Here is a 19,253-nt window from a genome sequence, read left to right on the forward strand (position 1 = left end):
GGAGTCGATGAATGGTTATTGGCAGAACCGCTTCCGACTACATCCATTACCACCACGGAATTGGATCCAAGGCTGACGTTACCGGCAGCCTACTGCATCACATCATATTTTGAGTTGCGCGCGCAATTCCGCCAACTTCTTGGCATTTTCGGCCTTCGAAAGGGGTTTTGCGGCTTTGTGCTCCAGCTGGATCTGCTGCGGGGCGGGCAGGGTCTCGCCCGCCATCAGCTTTTCGCAGATTTTTTTGTAGTGGCTGGCGAACACCGGATAGGCAGAAGCTTCCGGATTGTTGGCGAGGAAGAACCAGTCCGATGCACGCCCGGCGTGATACACCGCGGGGTGGCTCCACTTGTGATTGGCCTTGGGGCTCGGTGCGTTACACGCCTCCCTGTAGGCGGCGCGGGGATCCGGCAGACCGTTTTCGCCCTCTGCGCAGAACTGCAGCATTTTGTGAATGGTGGGCAGATACTCGGACTGCTTGATCGCGCGCTTGGCGCCGGCGACCATTTCTTCCGGTGAGAAACCGGCGAGGGATTCCAGCCACAGGCGCTTGGCGTGGTTCAGAGTCTGCACATCCTGGAAGGCTGAGTTGAACTGGTTGTGATAGCTCAGTTTCAACAGGCCGAACACTTCATTCAGCGCACGTTTGCGCGCTTCAAGTTCGGGGTTACCAGCTTGTGTCTGTGACGATGTCCCAGACTGATGTGTCCCGTGTGCGCTGGTTACCTGATTGCCCGGATTGTTGTGGCTTGCCATGTTGCTGTCCTATCGCGAATTTATTGCGCTCGGCCCACTGATAACGGGCATGCCGTACGAATACGGCATCCCAGCTTTTGCGTGCCGCACCCTGCTCACGCCAGTACAGACGGAACTCGGGCACCAGGCCGAGGGCAAATTCGCGGTCAATTTCACATTGATTCAAAAGGTGGCCGAGGCAGTCGCTGGACGGCTGCCAGTTGCGGGAGATGGGCTTGGCGACCGGGTTTTTCTCGATGCCCTGACAGTAGTATGCCCACTCCGTGCGCGCGTAGTCGATAAACTGCTCGCCCCAGCGAGCGCTGTGACCACCGCGTTCCAGCCATTTGTAAATAAATTCCGGCAGTAATTCTGCGGCAAAACTGGGGTTGATGGCCAATCGGCGCAGCTGCTCCCAGGTATTTTCACTGGGCTGCCAATCCCGGGTCATGGGCTCAGGCTTGCGCTTTTCGATAAACGGCGTGTCCTGTTTTTCCCAGTCTTCCGTCACCCAGTCATTGAATTCCAGATCCCAAGACACGGACTGCTTGGCACTGTTGCGGTGGTATTCCACAAAGCGCTGCAGGCAGCGGCGCACGAAAGTGCTGGGCACGCCCTCGTCGGCCAGCTTGCGCAGAGTCTCCTCACCCGGGCGCCACTGCTCCGGCAGGGGCTGTTTGCGCCCCTGGGTTGCGCGGAAGGCCTCCCACTTGGTTTTGACCTGCTTGAGAAACAGGGAGCCGAATGAATGTCGGCTCTCGCCGCGGTCTCGCCAGTAAGTGACAAACTCGGGCAATTGTTCACGCACGAAGTGCTCCGGCACCCCGAGCTGGGCGATGCGCGCCATGGTTTCACCATCGGGCTGCCAGCTTGGCGAGATGGTATTCGCCGCTCGCGCGGCCGGCATCTGGGGCGCCGTCGGGGCGTTGATGTGGGGGTGGTTGGCGTGGGCGGCGCTGGTGTGAGATACCGTCGAGGGCAGCGCGAACTTGAGCATTGAACTGCTACCGTAAGGCGCAGCCCCCAGCAGCAGGGCGCCCTGGTTGCGCAGGCTGGTGGCCACCCGCTGAATGTCCGCAGGCTCCCAGAACGGCAGCAATTGCTGTAGTTGGTCGCTTTCTACGGTGTGCCAGTCGCGGCCGGGATGTGACTCCGCGGGTAAAAATGGCAGCAGGTCTGCCAGTGCGCCCAGCAATACCGCCTCCTCCAGGCCGAGGGTGGCGGCCAGAGTCGGGGAGATAACGAGGGGGCGTTCCGGGAGCAGGGGGTGTTTCATGCCGCGATGATACCACCGGGGGCGCGGTCACCGGGAGTGGATTTGGGGGCTGAACAGCGCTAACTTCGGTGACTTCTGAGTTTCAGGATTTTAGGGGGCTAGGGTTTCGCACCGCCCATTCCCCCTAGCGCGGTAGGGCGGTTACCCGATAGGCACAGCGGCGTGCGCCGTCGAGCAGATACTCGCAGCGCTCCACTTGCGCTTCCGGCAGGCACTGGCGAAAGATTTCCAGTTCCGCCCTGCAGAAACCGCGGCACTTGCGCGCTGCCGCACAAATCGGGCAGTGGTTTTCCACCAGTAGCCATACACCGCGCTTCTCCCGTATGGCCTGGGCCATATAGCCCTCTCTGTCCCGCAACTCTGCGAGCTTTTTGACCTGTGCGCCGAGGGTTTGACAGCTTCCCAGCGCGTGCCGGTATTCCGTCAGTGACTCCTTCTCACGCCGACCGATCAGCGCATCGAGGCCCTGCTCGCCGAAGACTTCACGTACGCTGTCGATCAGCTTCACGGTAAGGTCGCCGTGGCGATCCGGAAATCGCTGTTGTGCCTTTTCCGTCAGCTCCCAGAAGCTGGCCGGGCGCCCTACCTTTTCCGCGCGGTCGGATCGGCTCAGCAGGCCCTCGTCTGCCAGTTGGTTCAAGTGCTGGCGTGCGCCCACTGGGGTGATCCCCAGGCTCTCTGCGATAAACCGCGCGGATTGTGCGCCGCGAGTCTTCAGCAAATAGAGAATTTGCTCGCGGGAATCGCTGGTGGCGTTTGCTTGTGATGTTCTCGAGTTGGACATATTCAACGCGCGTCTGCTTTTGTCGGCCAATCATCGGGTGCCCTGTGCAGCATTGCAAACCAACCTGCGCCGGCCAGGCAGAGCAGGCCGCCGAGGATCAGTGTCCACTCACTCCCCAGCAGCGCAAGGCCACTACCCAGCAGTGCAATCAGTGTGCTGGTCAGGCAGAAGTTCGCGGTAAGTAACCCCATTACCCGGCCCTGGCCGTAGTGTTCGAAGCGCTCCGACATAATTGCGGGAAAGAACCCGTTCACAGTGGCGATCCCCACACCCATCAAAGCAAACAGTCCGGCAGCGCCATGTGCGCTGGAGAAGGGGAGCAACAGCAGCAAAATGCCGAGACCTGCAGCGCCTGAAAATACGACAGGCTCTGCACCATAACGTCGCTTGAGGGCGGGAATTGCCAGGACACTGGTCGCAATCATTACGCCGGTGACTATTACGGTATTCCAGGCAATCTGGTGGGACTGGTAAGCGAACTTCTCCACAAGCCAGAAGGGATAAAACTCATAGAACGCATTGACGCCGAGACAGAACAGCAGGTTGAACAGCGCCAGGGCGCGAATTGCCGGCTCCCGCCACAGCGTCAGTGAATTCTGTGAGCGAACCAAATGCATCAGCGTGCGGCCCTCGGACTTTGCTGGCGAGTCTGTGGGCATCACGTCCGAGGGCATTAAAAGTTGCGCCAGCACCGCGCAGGTGATTACTGCCAGGGCGCCAGCCCAGAACACGGCCTCGGGGCCATTGACCGCAAGATATCCCCCACTGAGAGGCCCCAGTAGCCAGCCCGCATAGGCACACGCCATGGCGAGTGACAATGCGCGGGTACGGTCGATGACTGGATGCAGGTCCGCCGCCATTGCACGGGCGATGGCGATATTGCCTTCACACAGCCCGGTCACGAAGCGCGCCACTGCGAATAGCAGGAAGTTGTTCCAGCTCAACGCAAGCGCCGACAGTGCGTATCCCGCCGCAGCCAGTACCAAGGTCAGCACCAAGGTGCGGCGCCGGCCATATTGATCGGACAGCGCGCCGACCACACTGCTGCCCAGCAATAGCCCGAGGGGAAACAGTGCCAATACGATACCCAGTAGCAGCTTTGGGGGCATATCCATAAAGCGGGTAAGGTCATTTTCAGGACCGTCCAGGAACAGCGGCGCTAATACCGGGTAGGGAAGTGCGATGCCGGCGGTGCCGATCAGGGTCACCGCCATCACTGCCACCAGAGTTGTTTTTGCGTTGGCGATTGGCATAGGGGATAAGGTAAGTAATTTGTTTTTATATTAAGTTAGCACCGATTTCGAGTAAGAAAAGTAAATGCTTTCTTATTGGTCTTATAGCCTGGGCCAATCCTCCGATGCCAATCGAGTGAATCCACTATGCTGTGAGTGCACTCGGGTCAGCGATGGCCCGTAAAAAATGTTGAACGTGAACAGTGAGGCTCCCGCAGTGAGCACCTTTCTTGAACAATGGCATCAGGCTGCCATGACTACGCTCGGATTGTTCTGGATGGCCTTTTGGGCATTTGCTTTGGGATACCTGATTAGCAGTGCAATACAGGTTTTCGTAACACGCGAGCGTATGCGTCGCAGCATGGGGACGGCAGGCGCGAAAAGCGTCGGTTTGGCCACTCTCTTTGGGTTTGTGTCCAGTTCCTGTTCCTTTGCTGCGTTAGCGACAACACGAGCCCTCTTTGCCAAGGGCGCTGGATTGGTCCCGTCGCTCTCTTTTTTACTCGCGTCCACCAATCTGGTGGTGGAGTTAGGGATTGTCATCGGTGTATTTCTTGGTTGGCAGTTTGTTGTCGGGGAGTATTTTGGTGGCCTGATCCTGATCCTGCTTATGTGGTTGCTGGTGCGGCTGACACGGTCGGAAAAGATGGTGAAGTCCGCCCGGGAAAAGGCGCGACAGGTGGAAGGCCGCGATGAGGGAGGGGACGTCCCTGACTGGCGCGAGCTAATTCGCAGTGCCGAGGGCTGGCAGCGTGTGGCGAACCACTTTGTCATGGAATGGAAGATGGTGTGGAAAGATGTGACCATCGGATTCACCGTGGCAGGGATCATCGCAAGCTTCGTTCCAAAATCGTTTTTTCAGACACTGTTCATCGGCTCCGGTGAAAGTGATCCAGCGTTTTGGCAGGTATTGGTTCAGTGTCTAGTGGGGCCCGTTGCGGCCTTCTTTACTTTTATCGGGTCCATGGGAAATATTCCGCTTGCCGCCGTTCTGTTTGATAACGGAGTTGCATTTGCTGGCATCATGGCATTTATATTTAGTGATTTGGTCGTGCTGCCCGTGTTGCGTATTCAGGCCCAGTACTACGGATGGAAAATGGCCCTTTATATTCTCGGTATATTTCTGTGTATTCTAGTGATTACCGCCCTGTTATTACATTACGGATTTCTCGCGCTAGACCTGTTGCCGCAGCCAGGTACCGGTAAGAGCGTTACCGAGCGTACCTACTTCAAGATTGATTACACCTTTTTCCTAAACCTAGGTTTCCTGCTGCTGAGTGTGTTCTTTTTTGTCTGGCGGATAAAAGCCAAGGGCTTACCCAGCCTGGCTACCGACAAACTGAGCGACAGAGTTCTACTGGGGCTGGCGCTTATGGCCATTGTGTGGCTCGCAGTGGGCGCTTTGTTGCCCTATTGATTTGCCTTACCCCCGCTGGAACCTTTTAGTATCGCGTCACGAATCCGTTGATGGAGAACAACATGAGTGACAAGCCATCGGCCACCTCGCAAACCTTCCGCCTCCAGGGCGTGAGCTGTGCGGGCTGTGTGAGAAAAATCGAGTCTGCGCTGGGCGATGTGTCCGGAGTAGATGACGCGCGAGTGAATTTGGGCGACAAAACCCTGACGGTTCGTGGGCATGCTGCTGCGCAGGACTGCATAGATGCTGTTGAGTCTGCTGGCTATGGCGCAGAGTTGGTGCAGGCCAGCGCGCGGGAACTGCGTGAGCAGCAGCGCGAAGAAGAGTACAGCCACTACAGGCAACTGCTGTGGCGCGCTGGTATCGCTTTGGGGTTGGGAATCCCGTTGATGGTCTGGGGCCTGGTTACCGGAGAAATGGGGGTAAACAGCAGCTTCCAGCAAATTGCCTGGGGCAGCGTTGGCCTGGTGACGCTACTGGTACTCGTCTTCTGTGGAGGACACTTCTTTACTGGCGCCTGGCGGGCATTTCGGCATCACAGCGCCACCATGGACACCCTCGTGGCTTTGGGTACCGGCACCGCGTGGATATTTTCCATGTTGGTGGTGCTGGTACCGCAACTTTTGCCGGAATCCGCACGCCACGTTTATTTTGAAGCCAGTGCCATGATCATCGGCCTGATCAATCTTGGACAGGCACTGGAAGTGCGCGCTCGCGGCCGCACCAGCGCTGCGGTAGAAAAACTATTGCAATTGCAGGATGCCAGCGCGCGCGTACTTCGTGACGGCGAAGAGGTGGACATTCCCATCGAGCAGCTCCAGGTAGGGGATACACTGCGGGTGCGTCCCGGTGAGAGAATTCCCGTGGACGGCAGCGTAGTCGAGGGCGAAAGCCTGGTGGACGAATCCATGCTCACCGGTGAGCCGCTGCCGGTAAAGAAAGCCGGTGGCGATGCACTCACCGCGGGCACCCTGAACAAAAATGGCAGCCTTCTGTTTAAAGCGGAAAAGGTTGGGGCAGATACCCGCCTGTCGCAGATTATCCAGATGGTGAAAAACGCCCAGAGTTCACGAGTACCCATCGCGCGGCTGGCCGATACTATCTCCGCGATTTTTGTCCCCAGTGTCATGATCATCGCGGTGATTGCCGCACTCGTCTGGTACAACTGGGGCCCGGATCCGAAGGTCGCGCACATGCTGGTAGTGCTTACCTCGGTACTGATTATTGCCTGCCCCTGTGCGCTTGGGCTGGCCACACCTATGTCGGTGATGGTGGGCGTGGGCAAGGGCGCGGAAAATGGTGTGCTGGTGCGCAATGGCAAGGCCCTGCAGCAGGCCACGGGACTAGATACCCTGGTGGTGGATAAAACCGGGACGCTCACCGAGGGTGCGCCGAGGCTTACCGATATTGAAACTGATGGCGATACCGACGCTCTACTTCAACAGCTTGCGAGCCTGGAAAGTCGTTCAGAGCACCCACTGGCGGAAGCCATTGTCAGTGCGGCGAAGGAGAAAAATTTATCGCTCAGTGAGGTAACAGGATTTGAAGCAATTACCGCTCACGGCGTGAGTGGTGAAGTGGGTGGAAAGAAAATTCTCCTCGGCAATCGCAAACTGATGCAGCGCGAGGGGATCGATAGCGGGCGCTGGCAAAAAAAGGCCCAGGCGTTGGCCGGGCAGGGCCGCACCGCCATGTACGCCGCGGTCGATGGTGCCATGGCTGGCATTATTGCCGTAGCGGATCCTATTCGAGAAGATGTCCAGGCCGCCGTCGAGCGGCTGAAAGCGCTCGGCCTGCGTATCGAGATGCTGACCGGAGACAACAAGGCAACTGCAGAGGCCGTTGCCAGACAGCTGGGGATAGACCACGTGCACGCGGATCTGTTGCCAGAAGACAAGGAGAAGATTGTCGGCGACCTGCAAAAGGGCGGGGCCAAGGTGGGCATGGCCGGAGACGGCATCAACGATGCGCCGGCACTGGCGCGTGCAGATGTAGGGTTTGCAATTGGTGCAGGAACCGATGTCGCGATCGAGTCCGCTGACGTCACCCTGATGCGCTCATCGTTGCACGGCGTTGCCGACGCGGTAGAGTTATCCCGAGCGACTCTGCGCAATATCAAGCAGAACCTGTTCGGCGCTTTTGTTTACAACACCCTCGGTATTCCCATTGCCGCCGGTGTGCTCTATCCGATTACCGGCATGTTGCTGAGTCCGGTGATTGCCGGCGCGGCTATGGCATTTTCATCTGTCACCGTGGTGAGCAATGCGAACCGCCTGCGCTTTTTCAAACCTTCTTACAGTTCGGCTAACGATAATGGAGGTGAAAAATAATGGCCTCTTTATTCATTAACCTGTTGGGTGTGGCTGCTATTGCATTGACAGTTTGGTGGTTCTGGCTGGCTCCCAAGGGGAGCAAACAGCAGATTGTCGGTGCCGACGAAAAGCTGGAAATACTGGTGAAAGACGGGGTCTACGAGCCTGACCGGATTCGCATTGCGGCAGGAGAGGAAATGGTGCTCCACTTCCGCCGGGAAGATGCCTCCCCCTGTGCAGAGTGGGTGCTGTTTCCCGACCTGGAAGTGAGTGCGCAATTGGGTGTGGATCAGATCACTGAAGTCACCATTCCAGCGGCGAATGTTGGGGAATATCCCTTTCACTGCCAGATGCAGATGTATCGCGGTACTTTGGTTGTTGAATAGAGACCTCGAATTTCGAAAATTTTGTTCACATGCACTGGCAGCCTCCATCCCTCTAGCCGGAAATTTCGGCGAAAATTGATAAATGCCATTTTTATTGCTATCTGGCCCTGTGACCGCTTGCCGAAACGCGACATCTTTATCGGCTGGCGATGGGTAAAATTCACTGGGCGGGATGGTTATGTTGGGATTTATCTGGAAATGGTCGCTGCGTTTTCTGGGGACGCTGCTGGCACTATCATTGTTGTTTGCTGTGTATGGCGGTATTGCCTATCGGGACCAGCCGCTGCGCGATAGTGACGCTGCCCGCAATGTCTCCTTCCTGAAAACGCCACACGCCGAAATTGCCTACCGTGCCGATGGTCTGAAGCACGACGACACAACGCCCGTGATCCTGCTGCACGCGATGTTTTTCCACATGGGTATGTGGGATTCATGGGCGTCGGAGCTGGCGCGCAACCGCCCGGTCTATCGATTCGATGTGCCCGGACACGGCCTGTCGTCACTGGCGAATAATGGAGACTATTCTCTGCGGAGCACCATGAGTACTTTGCGTGAGTTCATGGATCATCAGGGCATCGATCGCGCCATTCTCATTGGTGCCTCCATGGGAGGAGCAACCCTGTTCAACTTTGCCGCCGAGTATCCCGAGCGTGTTGAGAAACTGGTGCTGGTTAATTCCGGTGGGCTGGAAGGTCATGATAAAGCCGATAGCGGTGGTTTGCCGGATGGGGCCTACTGGGTACTGCGATACTTGCCGGACTGGTCTTTGCACTACTTTGTAGATTGGCTGACTGCAGACAACCGGGCTAGTGACACATTTAAGACCGAATTCATCCACAACTTCCGTAATCGCGATATTCGGCGCGGAATTATCGGGCGAATGCAGGACTTTAAATCTCCCGAGACCCTCTCGGTATTGCCCCAGATCCAGGTGCCGACACTGGTCATGTGGGGAGAGAAAAATCCCCAGTTACCGGTGGCCCAGGCCGAGCGGTTCAGGGCGCTGATTGAGCGCGGTGGCAGTCCGGTGGCACTGCGAATCTACCCGGGTGCCGGGCACCTGTTACCGGTTGAGGGCGTGGATACCGCAATGCAGGATTTACTTGCATTTGTTGATCAGGAGGCCGGCGAATGAAATTCCTCAGGCGGTTAACTCTGGTTGTCGTTACCCTGCTGGTCGGTAGCTGGGGACTTTATTCCCTGGCTTTCAAGCCTGCTCCGGTGGTCTTGGCTGAGGCAAAGCCGTTAGCGGCAGACGCGCAACTGTCAGCAATTTATGGTCTCGATCCCGGACCCAATCCCATCGCAATCATTCCCGCAATCAATCTCACCACCCGGGATGGGCCTCTGACTTTGACCGCGTTCTACCCCGAAACGGAGGGTAGCTATCCGCTGGTCCTGTTTTCCCACGGCAATTTTTCCAATCGGCGGGCCTACGATCGCATCATTCGCCATTGGGTGAGCCACGGCTACGTGGTGTTAGCGCCTGATCACCGGGATGCGGGAGGCTTGCTGAACGGTATTTGGGCGATGACGCGATACGGTAAGGATGGCGTGATGCAGCAGCGCCCCCGCGACCTGATCAATATCCTCGATAACCTGAATGCCATTGCAGACCAGGCAGCGGAGCTGAATCGACGCATTGACCGTGATCGAGTCGTCGCCGCCGGTCACAGTTTTGGCGCATTCACTGCGCAGATGCTGGGTGGCGCTGATGCCGCAATCCCCGGGGGCGACGAGCGCTTGCAGGAGCGTGACGGGCGCTTTCAGGCTGTCGTAGCCTTTAGCCCTCCCGGCCCGATGTTTGAAATGGTTGATGAGCAGAGCTGGCAGAACATGACGGTTCCCCAATTGGTGACAACGGGTACCTGGGATGTGGAGGCGCGCTTTTTCCGCGACTGGCGACTGCACGCGATGAGTTACGAACGTGGTGTAAAGGGACTGAACAGACTGCTGGTAACCGAGGGCACCGACCATTATTTCGGAAATTTGATTTGTCGTCTGGAACTGGATGCGGAGCCGCAGACCGATGCGTTGATGATGGCCAACGCGGTCAGTCTGGCTTTCCTGGATGCGGAGATAAAGGGGATATCGCAAGCGCGGGACTTTTTGGCGTCCGATACGCTCGCATTGGCTACCGGGGGCTTTGCCCGCTTGTCCCAGCGCTAGTGCTTCCATAGATCAATGTACACAAGAGCCCGCCTTATGGCGGGCTCTTGTGGTTGATCAGAACCAGGCGTGCAACCCGATAACCCAGGTCGTCTCGCTGGTAGCCTCCCCATCGTCACGTGCGAAGTCCGCGGTGTTGCCGAATTTTTTCTCGTAATTAACGCCTATGTAGGGCGCAAACTGCGGGGTAAATTCGTAGCGCAACCGCAGGCCGGCTTCGATGTCGGAAAGGCCGGAACCAGTGTGTGTTTCGGGGGTATTCTCGCCGAAGAAATTCACTTCAATTTCCGGGCTCAGAATCCACTGCTGGGTGAACAGCAGCTCGTATTCCGCCTCCAGGCGCAGGGCGGTGTCCCCGTCTTCGCCGACAAACAGCGATGTATCCACTTCGAAGAAGTAGGGCGCGAGCCCGTTCAGGGCAAGGACACCCCAGTTGCGGCTGTCGCTTTCCAGTTCGAAGTCGTGGCGCACGCCCATCTGCAGATCCCAGAAGGGGGCAATGGCGCGGCTGTACAGTGCTTGCAACTCTTTTTTAGTCGTTCTAGACAGCGCCTTTTCCGTTTCGCCTTCCGCCCGCTCGACTTCCGTCTTGAACCACGCCTTGTGCTTGTCGCCGCCGAACCACACGCTGCCTTCCAGCGCGCTGCCATCGTCCTCGCGCGCCTCCAGCTGGTCGATGGTGACCTTGGTCAGCAGCAGCTCGTGGTCCATCACGTGATCGGGTTCGTTGGGGGCGTGACGGAGGTTCGGTGCAGCGGGGGGCCTGGCCTCTTGCGGTGCCGGATAGTTTTGCCCCATGTGCTGATGGGCCCTGTGTTCATCGTCCTGCATCGAATGGGTGTGCTGCGTGTGCGATTCTTCCGCGGCGTGCGCCAGCGGCGCGGCCAGGGTTATTGCCAGAAGCGTTTTTCTGATCAATTGCATCGTCCTTACACCACTCTTACTTCGCGGAACATGCCGGGCATGTGGTACAGCAGGTGGCAGTGGTAGGCCCAGCGGCCGTAGGCATCGGCGGTCACCAGGTAACTGACCTTGGAGCCCGGCTGCACAATGATCGTGTGCTTGCGCGGGATGTACTCGCTGTCGCCGGTTTCGAGTTCACTCCACATGCCGTGCAGGTGAATGGGGTGCGTCATCATGGTGTCGTTCACCAGGGTGATGCGGATACGCTCGCCGTATTTCAGCATCAGGGGTTCGGCATCGTTGAACTTGATTCCATCCATCGACCACATGTAGCGGTGCATATTTCCGGTGAGATGCAGTTGCAGCTCGCGGGTGGGCTCGCGCCTGTCGAGGGTGGGGGTAAGGTTGCGGATATCCGCATAGGTAAGTACCCGGCGACCGTAGCGGGTATCGTGATCGCGTAGTCCGATGCCGGGATCGTTCAGTCCGTTGCCGGGCATCTCTGAGCGCATATCCACACCGTAGCGGTATTCACTGGGCAGGTGCACGATACGGCTGCTGCTGCCATGTCCGGCACGGCCGAGGCCATCGGTATACCAGACGCCCTGCATGCCGCCGAGTTCGGGGCGGCCGCCGTGCAGGCTGTATTGTCCGGCAGCGGCTGCTTGCATGCCGGCGTGCTGTGAGTGGTCCATACCACCCATGCTGTCCATGTCGTGGCCACTGTGATCCACGCCGCTCATGCTGCCCATGTCATGGCCGCTACGGTCCATATCGCCCATGCTGCCCATATCGTGGCCACTGTGATCCATGCCACCCATGTTGCCCATATCGTGGCCGCTCTGGTCCATGCCACTCATGCCGCCCATATTGTGGCCGGAATGATCCATGCCCATGTCGCGGTGGGTGAGGACAGGGGCGTAATCCATTGGCGGGACCTCGGCGTGCAGTTCCGGGTGCGGCGTCAGGGTACCGCGCGCATAGCCACTGCGATCGATGGTCTGGGCAAAGAGGGTATAGGCGCGGTCGTCCACCGGCTCCACCACGACGTCATAGGTTTCCGCGACGCCGATACGGAATTCATCCACAGTGACCGGCTCGATGTTCTGGCCGTCGCTCGCCACCACCGTCATTTTCAGCCCCGGAATGCGGATATCGAAAATGGACATGGCCGAGCCGTTGATAAAGCGCAGGCGCACCTTCTCTCCTCGTTTGAATTGCGCCATCCAGTTGCCGTCCGGGGGCTGGCCGTTCATCAGGTAGGTATAGGTGTAGCCGGTGACGTCAGAGATGTCGCGATCGGACATGCGCATCTCGTTCCACATCTTGCGGTCCTGCCATGTCTGGGCGACCCCTTTCTGGCGGATCTCATCCCACAGGTCGCCAGCGGTGCGACGTCGGCGATTGTAGTAGTGCCCCTCTTTTTTGAGCTTGGCGTAAATGTCGTGGGGGGATTCGTCACTCCAGTCGGAGAGCATCACCACGTAATCGCGATCGCCGGCGACCGGATCGGGCTCTGCCGGGTCGATGACGATGGAACCATAATGCCCCTGTTGCTCCTGAAAGTCCGAGTGGCTGTGGTACCAATAGGTGCCGCTCTGATTCAACTCAAACTGATAGGTAAAGGTTTCGCCGGGGCGGATGCCGTTGAAGCTGAGCCCGGGTACACCGTCCATTCCGGTGGGCAGGATGATGCCGTGCCAGTGGATGGAGGTGTCGTGAGCCAGGTGATTGGTGACATTGAGGGTGACAGTTTCTCCCTCTTTCCAGCGCAATATAGGGCCGGGCACCGAGCCGTTAGTGGCGACTGCGGTGCGCTCGCGGCCGGTGAAATTCACCGGCTGATAATTCACGTGCAGGTCAAACTGGTTGCCGCGCAGTGTCTGCGGCGTGGGATTGGCACGGGGTACAGCACTGCTGGCACTCGCGGGCATGCCGAGCAGCGCGGCGCCTGCGGCAACACCAGTGACAAAGCGACGACGGGACAGGGACGGAAGTGCAACCCGGGGTTCTTCGATCCTGTCCATGAGTTCCTCAGTGTTGCTGTTCAATACGATCGATGCTCGCGTATACCGCGGTACTGCCATCTTTATTGAGTTGCAGCACCTTGTACGGGGTGAAGCGGTCGCCTACTTCCATACCGGGGCTGCCGAGAGGCATGGCGGGTACCGCCAGGCCACGGGCACCCGCAGGTGGATTTTGCAGGAACTGGCGAATCAGTTTTGCCGGGATATGCCCTTCGAAAAAATAGCCGTTCGGCGACACGCTGGTGTGGCAGGATTGGAATTCCGCGGCAATCTGGTACTTGTCTTTGACGGCATTCAGGTCCGAAACGTTCTGCGCGTCGACTTCGAAGCCGTTGTCTGCGGCGTGTTCCACCCACAGTTCACAGCAGCCGCAGGTGGCGCTCTTATAAGTGGTCAGCGTGGCAGTAACGGGGGCGATGGCCGCGGAGGTCCCATCGGTACTGTCTTCACTCACCTTATGGTCTCGATCGGCTTTGGCGCAGGCAGTCAGGGCGAGCAATGCGGAAATGGCGAGGGTACGCAAAAAAGTAGTCTGTTTCATAAGCTGGTTTCAACCTTGTGTGGGGCACGTCTTCGCACCATTTTTTCTGTCAATTTCCGAAATCATCAAACGCGATCTGTTCTTCGCGCACACCGAGTTGCTGCAGCATGGCGATGCTTGCGCGCAGCATGGCGGGCGGCCCACACAGATAAAATTCACAATTGCCGATGTCCGCATGCCGGCGCAGGTAACTGTCCGCGGCGATATCACTGATGAAACCGGTCGCGCCCTGCCAGGCATCTTGCGGGCGTGGGTCTGACAGGCCCAGTTGCCACTGGAAGTTGTCGTGCTGCTGCGCCAGTTCATCGAACAGTTCCGCATAAAACACCTCGCGCAGATTGCGCGCGCCGTACCAGAAACGCATTGGCCGCTGTGTGCCGCGATTGCGTAACTGGTCGACAATCATCGAGCGCAGAGGTGCCATACCGGCACCACCGCCAATCAGGATGATCTCACGCTCGCTGTCCTGCACATGGAAGCTGCCGAATGGGCCACTCAGCTGGATCTGATCGCCCGGCTGCAGATTGAACATGTAGCTGGAGCCGGCGCCCGCGGCCAGGGTTTCCTGTCCTGCGGGGGGCGGCTGTATCCGCACATTGAGGAGGATGGTGTCGTCGCCGTCCGCGTTTTTCTGTGGCGCGTTCGCCATGGAATAGGAGCGACGCAGGGGCGATGCGTGAGCGCTGCTGGCGGCGCTGAGCCACGGCTGCCAGTCATCGCGGTACTGTGCATCCAGCGGTGTATCGGCGAGGCGCAACTGGTGCGGAGGAATCTCCACCTGCACGAAACTGCCGGCGCGGAAGCCGAAGGGGGGCTGGCCTTGCGGCGCCAGGCGGATTTCCTTGATAAACGGCGTTAGGAAGCGGGTCTCCCTTACCTCGGCGGTGAAGGCACCGGCCTGCAACACACTGTCATCTAGTGTCAGGCGGGTGGCGGCCACGGCGCGCTGCTGGCAGGCGAGGCGCTGGCCGGAAGCCAGTTGTGCCGCGGACAGCAGGGCTTTTTCACTGCTGGTGATTGGCGCGTCGGCGTCGAGTTGTACCTGGCATAAACCACAGCTACCGCCGCCACCACAGTTCGAGGGCAGTTGCACGCCACTGGCGGCGAGGCCGTCGAACAGGTTGACGCCGCTCGGCAAGGCCAGCTCCTGCACCGGGGTGGCGGCCTGATCGAGCAGGGTTATCGCCACCTTACTGCCGCGCAGCTTGGCCAGCAGATTGAAGTCGTGGCGGGAGAAGCTGGAAAACAGCATCACACAGCCGGAAATGGACAGCAGCAGGGCGCCGATACCGAAAACCACCACGAACGGATTGTTGAAATCCTGGCGCTCGGTGTAGTCCATGATGTGCAGCATCCAGAAGATATCGAACAGCCGCCAGGTGTCGTTGCGGCGCTCGAGAACGCGGCCGTCCGCGGCGGAGATATACAGGCTGGTATTGCCGTCATCCGCAATATCGACACGCCACATCGCCCCGTCGTGACGGCGGGATTCCATATTTGGCTGTGACAGACGCTGCGGGCTGCCGATCAGGCTGTCGTCGCCGGCGTAATCACGCGCGGCGATTGCCGTGGCCAGCGCAGCGTCGATCACCAGCGGGTTGCCACTTTGCGCATCGCGCAGCTCGACCCCTTCACTGGTCTGTACCCGGTACACCGGGCGGTCAAACCCCGGTTGCAGGCGGATATCCACCACGCTGCTACCGGCGTTTTGATAAAGGCCGACAATCTCGCTATGAGGTACCAGCGATGTGCCGGCGGAGAGCGGCGCGGTCTCCTGGCGCTCGGCCAGATGGCGGCCGCTGACGATATTGGAATCCAGCAGCGCGAAGGCGAGGCCGCTGGCCAGCCACAGCGCCAGCTGCACGCCGATCACCAGACTCAGCCACTTGTGTGCAGCTTTGATGAAACTCACTGTGCACCTCCCGCCGCGGCCGCGGTGCCGGCCGCTTTTTCCCTGCGCGCAAAGCTGTAGAACAGCAGGATCAGGCCCGCGAGTACGCCGGTCAGGCTGATGATGGTGACGGTCAGCAGCAGCGGGTTATGGATATCGGCCCGCTCCTCGTAATCCATGATGTGCAGCATCCAGAAGAAATCGAACGCGCGCCAGTAGTTGTGGCGGCGGGTGACGAGGGCGCCGGTATTCGGGCTGATATAAAGACTGGTACCGTAACGGTCGTCAAAATTGACCCGCCACAGGGGCAGTGCGCGGGACGGTATTTCGGTAGGCGGGTTGTCGGTAATCAGCTCCACGGACGCCGCCGGCACGCTGCCGGAATAGTAATGCTCCGCCAGTGTGCGGGCGCGGTCGCCATCGATGGGCGAGACTTCGCTGCCGCTGCGGGCGTCGACCAGGTGTGTGCCATCCGCGGCCTGGATCACGTAGTAGGGGGATGCCTGCAGCGCTTTCAGCTGGATGGATTTCACCCCGCTATAGCGTTCGAGTAATGCCTGGGTGGGCGCCAGGATGTCCTGCTCCTTCGGCAGCGGCTCGCGCAGGTTTTTGACCAGGTGATCGCCGTGGATAAAGTCCAGGTCCATCACCACCATGTAAACGCCGCTCAGGGTCCACAACAGGGCCTGGACACCGACAAACAGAAACAGCCACTTGTGGACTTTGCGCGATAGGGATGCAGTTTTCATTATTTTTATGTCGGTTGCAGCCAGAGGTAAATTGTACTGATTTTTCAGTTTATCGAGCTGGGGTGTGAATGTCCCACGGGCGTCAGTCAAACCCCCGGCGGATGCTGTTCTGGGAGAGCTCTCCCAGGGCTGGGTCGGTGCCCGCCAGTGCCAGGTGCAGGTGCGTGGTATCCGGCAGGGGCAGCATGGAGTAATAAAAATTCCAGGCGTCGGTATCTGGCAGTTCCGCATCGAACTCGGCACCTTCCCCCAGGTGGAAGCGGGCCAGGTTAATCCTTCCCAAGCCTTCAGAAATCCCGGTGCCGCGGGCCTTGAAGAAAGCCTCTTTCATCGTCCACAGTCGGTAGAAGTGCATGGGCATCAGCTCGCGCGGTGGTGATTCCAGTAGCGTGCATTCCTGCGGGTGGAAATAGTGGCGGGCGATGCGTAAAAAGTCCCGTGGCTTGTTCGGCTGCTCGATATCGATGCCGATGGGTGCTTCGCAGGAGACCGCCAGCGCGATCCACTGACCGCTATGGCTGAGGCTGAAGTGCAATTCAGGAAAATCCACCAACAGAGGCTTGCCGCTTGGCAGTCGATCGAACTCCAGCTGGTCCGGCGACTTTCCGCTGATTTTCCCCAGTACCTTGCGCAGCAGTCCCCGGCTCAAAAGAAACTGATGCCGGCCCTCCGTATGCTTGTAGCTGTCCTGGCGCCGGTGTTCTTCTGCCGACAACAGGGTGGCGAGCTCCCGGGCCTCTGGGCTGCCGGGAGCTATTTCATCGCTGCGGAGCAGCCAGACTGCGGGAAGTGTCATAGAGCTAACAAACTTGTGCTTTGCGGTAATGCTAAGCGCTGGGCGCCCGGTGTGCCACCGGGGAGAGTTTGTTGGTGAGTTGCTCGGGGCAGGACTTTGGGCTGGGCGCCGGGGAAGGGTAAACTCTGCGGCTTCCGGGGCTGTGCACGTATCATGTAGCGCCCACCGGTGCGAAATATTCAACATCCAGTGTCCCGCAAGGGGAGAGCTTTTGGCCAAGAAATCAAAAACCGCCTTCGTGTGCAACGATTGCGGTGCCGACTACAGCAAATGGGCAGGACAGTGCAGCGCCTGTGGGGCGTGGAACAGCCTGAGTGAAGTACGGCTGGGGCCGGCGCACACAGACAGTCGCTCCGCCAATTTTACCGATGCCCAGGCCGGCTATGCCGGCGCTGCCGGGCAGGGCAAGGTGCAGAAGCTGTCTGAGATCGACCTCAGCGAGCTGCCGCGTATCCCCACCAATGCCAGCGAACTGGATCGGGTGCTGGGCGGTGGGCTGGTGCCCGGGTCGGTGGTGCTGATTGGCGGGCACCCCGGTGCCGGCAAGTCGACGGTGCTGCTGCAGACCCTGTGCCACCTTTCGCAAACCCTGCCGGCGCTGTACGTGACCGGTGAGGAATCCCTGCAGCAAGTGGCGATGCGTGCCAAGCGCCTGGGGCTGCCGGCGGACCACCTGCAGATGCTGTCCGAGACCAATGTCGAGCAGATCTGCCTCACCGCCGGTGAAGTAAAGCCGAAGGTGATGGTGGTGGACTCCATCCAGGTCATGCACATGGCTGAGGTGCAGTCCGCGCCGGGCTCGGTAGCGCAGGTGCGCGAGAGTGCCGCCTACCTGACCCGTTTTGCCAAGCAGACCGGCACCGCGCTGATTTTGGTGGGGCATGTGACTAAGGACGGCAGCCTCGCCGGCCCCAAAGTACTGGAGCACATCATCGACTGCTCCATCATGCTCGAGGGCACCCACGACTCCCGCTTCCGCACCCTGCGCGCGCACAAGAACCGCTTTGGCGCGGTGAACGAGCTGGGTGTGTTTGCCATGACCGAACAGGGTCTCAAGGAAGTCTCCAACCCTTCCGCCATCTTCCTGCAGCGGGCAGACGAGATTGCCGCCGGCTCGGTGGTGACGTCCGTTTGGGAAGGCACACGACCATTGCTGGTGGAGCTGCAGGCGTTGGTGGATGACAGCAGCCTGGGTAACCCGCGCCGTGTTGCAGTGGGCCTGGATCAGAATCGACTGAACATGTTGCTGGCGGTGCTGCACCGCCACGGCGGTGTACTGGTCGGCGACCAGGACGTGTTTATCAATGTGGTTGGTGGTGTGAAGGTGGTGGAAACCAGTGCAGACCTGACGCTGCTGATTGCCGTGGTCTCCAGTTTTCGCAACCGCCCGCTGCCCCGCGACATGATGGTGTTTGGCGAGGTCGGCCTGGCCGGGGAAATCCGCCCTGTACCCTCAGGGCAGGAGCGATTGCGCGAGGCGGCCAAACACGGCTTTCGCAAGGCCATAGTGCCGGCGAGTAACCGTCTGAAAAACGATATCGAAGGTATGGAAGTGATCGCGGTGAAAACGCTGGCCGAGGCGCTCAACGCCATCGAGATGAGCTGAGCGCTGGCGGCAGGCTGCCTGGTCAGGCAGCCTGCGCCCGGGTAAACCGGTGCAGGGCCAGGTAACCCAGGCCGATAGCCAGGGGGATTGCGGCGATGGCCAGAATGGCGGAGAAGGCCTGATTGCTCGGATCGGGTACACAGTAGCCAAACAGGGCAGTGCCCACGGCAACGGCAATCCACACAATACCCTTGCGCACGTCTTTTTGCGGGTGCGGTTTATTGCTGGCTCCCATCTGATCAATCAGCTCCGGTGATAGTTCCAGACCCTTGTCCATGGCAATGCGCAGGGTTTGCTGTATTTCCAGGGATCGTTTGGTGCGGAAGTGAAGTACCATCCACAGCGAAACGCCGACCAGCAGGAAAAATCCGAAAGGAACCAGCAGCGCCAGGGTGCCCTCATTCATGTTGTGCTCCAGGGTTGGTTATT

Annotated in this window: 17 protein-coding genes; 6 read left to right on the top strand and 11 right to left on the bottom strand. The window is 59.1% G+C overall.

The annotated features are described in order from the left end of the window. Positions 1–102 precede the first annotated feature (102 nt). The 4 genes from LC059_RS00045 to LC059_RS00060 all read right to left on the bottom strand — a co-directional run bounded on the left by LC059_RS00045 (position 103) and on the right by LC059_RS00060 (position 4,048). The gene (locus tag LC059_RS00045; protein ID WP_226701813.1) at positions 103–756 is read right to left on the bottom strand and encodes a replication protein P; all 654 of its coding nucleotides are present in this window, start codon (positions 754–756) and stop codon (positions 103–105) included. Next, positions 668–2,011: a DnaT-like ssDNA-binding domain-containing protein gene (locus LC059_RS00050; RefSeq protein ID WP_226701814.1), complete on the bottom strand. Its 1,344-nt coding sequence runs from the start codon at positions 2,009–2,011 to the stop codon at positions 668–670. The genes LC059_RS00045 and LC059_RS00050 overlap by 89 nt, the downstream gene beginning before the upstream one ends. Before the next feature lie 124 nt (positions 2,012–2,135). Next, positions 2,136–2,795 (bottom strand): helix-turn-helix transcriptional regulator, encoded by a 660-nt coding sequence (locus LC059_RS00055; RefSeq protein ID WP_226701815.1) that lies wholly within the window; start codon positions 2,793–2,795, stop codon positions 2,136–2,138. Between the two features lie 2 nt (positions 2,796–2,797). Beyond that, positions 2,798–4,048: an MFS transporter gene (locus LC059_RS00060; RefSeq protein WP_226701816.1), complete on the bottom strand. Its 1,251-nt coding sequence runs from the start codon at positions 4,046–4,048 to the stop codon at positions 2,798–2,800. A gap of 196 nt (positions 4,049–4,244) precedes the next feature. Here LC059_RS00060 and LC059_RS00065 point away from each other — a divergent pair, with 196 nt between their 5' ends. The 5 genes from LC059_RS00065 (at position 4,245) to LC059_RS00085 (ending at position 10,311) form a co-directional block, all read left to right on the top strand. Beyond that, entirely contained in the window at positions 4,245–5,444 is a 1,200-nt protein-coding gene (locus LC059_RS00065) for a permease (RefSeq protein ID WP_226701817.1), read from the top strand. A gap of 62 nt (positions 5,445–5,506) precedes the next feature. After that, the gene (locus LC059_RS00070; protein ID WP_226701818.1) at positions 5,507–7,774 is read left to right on the top strand and encodes a heavy metal translocating P-type ATPase; all 2,268 of its coding nucleotides are present in this window, start codon (positions 5,507–5,509) and stop codon (positions 7,772–7,774) included. Beyond that, the gene (locus LC059_RS00075; protein ID WP_226701819.1) at positions 7,774–8,142 is read left to right on the top strand and encodes a cupredoxin domain-containing protein; all 369 of its coding nucleotides are present in this window, start codon (positions 7,774–7,776) and stop codon (positions 8,140–8,142) included. Before LC059_RS00070 ends, LC059_RS00075 begins: the two co-directional genes overlap by 1 nt. Positions 8,143–8,320: 178 nt before the next feature. After that, entirely contained in the window at positions 8,321–9,277 is a 957-nt protein-coding gene (locus tag LC059_RS00080; protein ID WP_226701820.1) for an alpha/beta fold hydrolase, read from the top strand. Then, positions 9,274–10,311, top strand: coding sequence for an alpha/beta hydrolase family protein (locus LC059_RS00085; RefSeq protein WP_226701821.1), 1,038 nt, complete (start codon positions 9,274–9,276; stop codon positions 10,309–10,311). The genes LC059_RS00080 and LC059_RS00085 overlap by 4 nt, the downstream gene beginning before the upstream one ends. A 57-nt stretch (positions 10,312–10,368) precedes the next feature. On the opposite strand, the gene LC059_RS00090 is transcribed toward LC059_RS00085, so the two are convergent. The 6 genes from LC059_RS00090 to LC059_RS00115 all read right to left on the bottom strand — a co-directional run bounded on the left by LC059_RS00090 (position 10,369) and on the right by LC059_RS00115 (position 17,218). Then, a complete protein-coding gene (locus LC059_RS00090) occupies positions 10,369–11,235 on the bottom strand; it encodes a copper resistance protein B (RefSeq protein WP_226701822.1) in 867 nt (288 codons plus the stop codon). Positions 11,236–11,240: 5 nt separating this feature from the next. Next, positions 11,241–13,241, bottom strand: coding sequence for a copper resistance system multicopper oxidase (locus LC059_RS00095; protein WP_226701823.1), 2,001 nt, complete (start codon positions 13,239–13,241; stop codon positions 11,241–11,243). Between the two features lie 7 nt (positions 13,242–13,248). Next, a complete protein-coding gene (locus tag LC059_RS00100; RefSeq protein ID WP_226701824.1) occupies positions 13,249–13,782 on the bottom strand; it encodes a DUF411 domain-containing protein in 534 nt (177 codons plus the stop codon). A 49-nt stretch (positions 13,783–13,831) separates the two neighbouring features. Further along, positions 13,832–15,694 carry an NADH:ubiquinone reductase (Na(+)-transporting) subunit F gene (nqrF, locus tag LC059_RS18020; protein WP_226701825.1) on the bottom strand — a complete coding sequence of 621 codons (1,863 nt, stop codon included), beginning with the start codon at positions 15,692–15,694 and terminating at the stop codon, positions 13,832–13,834. After that, positions 15,691–16,422 (bottom strand): hypothetical protein, encoded by a 732-nt coding sequence (locus tag LC059_RS00110; RefSeq protein WP_226701826.1) that lies wholly within the window; start codon positions 16,420–16,422, stop codon positions 15,691–15,693. Before LC059_RS00110 ends, nqrF begins: the two co-directional genes overlap by 4 nt. Before the next feature lie 82 nt (positions 16,423–16,504). Next, positions 16,505–17,218 (bottom strand): 4'-phosphopantetheinyl transferase family protein, encoded by a 714-nt coding sequence (locus tag LC059_RS00115; protein WP_226701827.1) that lies wholly within the window; start codon positions 17,216–17,218, stop codon positions 16,505–16,507. A 211-nt stretch (positions 17,219–17,429) separates the two neighbouring features. On the opposite strand from LC059_RS00115, the gene radA reads away from it, so the two are divergent. Continuing rightward, a complete protein-coding gene (gene radA / locus LC059_RS00120) occupies positions 17,430–18,824 on the top strand; it encodes a DNA repair protein RadA (protein WP_226701828.1) in 1,395 nt (464 codons plus the stop codon). A 22-nt stretch (positions 18,825–18,846) separates the two neighbouring features. Here radA and LC059_RS00125 read toward each other — a convergent pair whose 3' ends face one another. Continuing rightward, positions 18,847–19,230, bottom strand: coding sequence for a DUF6249 domain-containing protein (locus LC059_RS00125; RefSeq protein ID WP_226701829.1), 384 nt, complete (start codon positions 19,228–19,230; stop codon positions 18,847–18,849). Between the last annotated feature and the right edge of the window lie 23 nt (positions 19,231–19,253).

Origin of the sequence: Microbulbifer elongatus (genome assembly GCF_020524885.1) — a bacterium.
Lineage (GTDB): Bacteria > Pseudomonadota > Gammaproteobacteria > Pseudomonadales > Cellvibrionaceae > Microbulbifer > Microbulbifer elongatus_A.

Bases quoted from the DNA above. Each gene is read 5' to 3' on its own strand.
- LC059_RS00050 (WP_226701814.1), bottom strand. From the start codon at position 2,011: ATGAAACACCCCCTGCTCCCGGAACGCCCCCTCGTTATCTCCCCGACT.
- LC059_RS00115 (WP_226701827.1), bottom strand. From the start codon at position 17,218: ATGACACTTCCCGCAGTCTGGCTGCTCCGCAGCGATGAAATAGCTCCC.
- LC059_RS00100 (WP_226701824.1), bottom strand. From the start codon at position 13,782: ATGAAACAGACTACTTTTTTGCGTACCCTCGCCATTTCCGCATTGCTC.
- LC059_RS00110 (WP_226701826.1), bottom strand. From the start codon at position 16,422: ATGAAAACTGCATCCCTATCGCGCAAAGTCCACAAGTGGCTGTTTCTG.
- LC059_RS00080 (WP_226701820.1), top strand. From the start codon at position 8,321: ATGTTGGGATTTATCTGGAAATGGTCGCTGCGTTTTCTGGGGACGCTG.
- LC059_RS00125 (WP_226701829.1), bottom strand. From the start codon at position 19,230: ATGAATGAGGGCACCCTGGCGCTGCTGGTTCCTTTCGGATTTTTCCTG.
- LC059_RS00085 (WP_226701821.1), top strand. From the start codon at position 9,274: ATGAAATTCCTCAGGCGGTTAACTCTGGTTGTCGTTACCCTGCTGGTC.
- LC059_RS00055 (WP_226701815.1), bottom strand. From the start codon at position 2,795: ATGTCCAACTCGAGAACATCACAAGCAAACGCCACCAGCGATTCCCGC.
- LC059_RS00095 (WP_226701823.1), bottom strand. From the start codon at position 13,241: ATGGACAGGATCGAAGAACCCCGGGTTGCACTTCCGTCCCTGTCCCGT.
- LC059_RS00045 (WP_226701813.1), bottom strand. From the start codon at position 756: ATGGCAAGCCACAACAATCCGGGCAATCAGGTAACCAGCGCACACGGG.
- LC059_RS00090 (WP_226701822.1), bottom strand. From the start codon at position 11,235: ATGCAATTGATCAGAAAAACGCTTCTGGCAATAACCCTGGCCGCGCCG.
- LC059_RS00075 (WP_226701819.1), top strand. From the start codon at position 7,774: ATGGCCTCTTTATTCATTAACCTGTTGGGTGTGGCTGCTATTGCATTG.
- LC059_RS00070 (WP_226701818.1), top strand. From the start codon at position 5,507: ATGAGTGACAAGCCATCGGCCACCTCGCAAACCTTCCGCCTCCAGGGC.
- LC059_RS00060 (WP_226701816.1), bottom strand. From the start codon at position 4,048: ATGCCAATCGCCAACGCAAAAACAACTCTGGTGGCAGTGATGGCGGTG.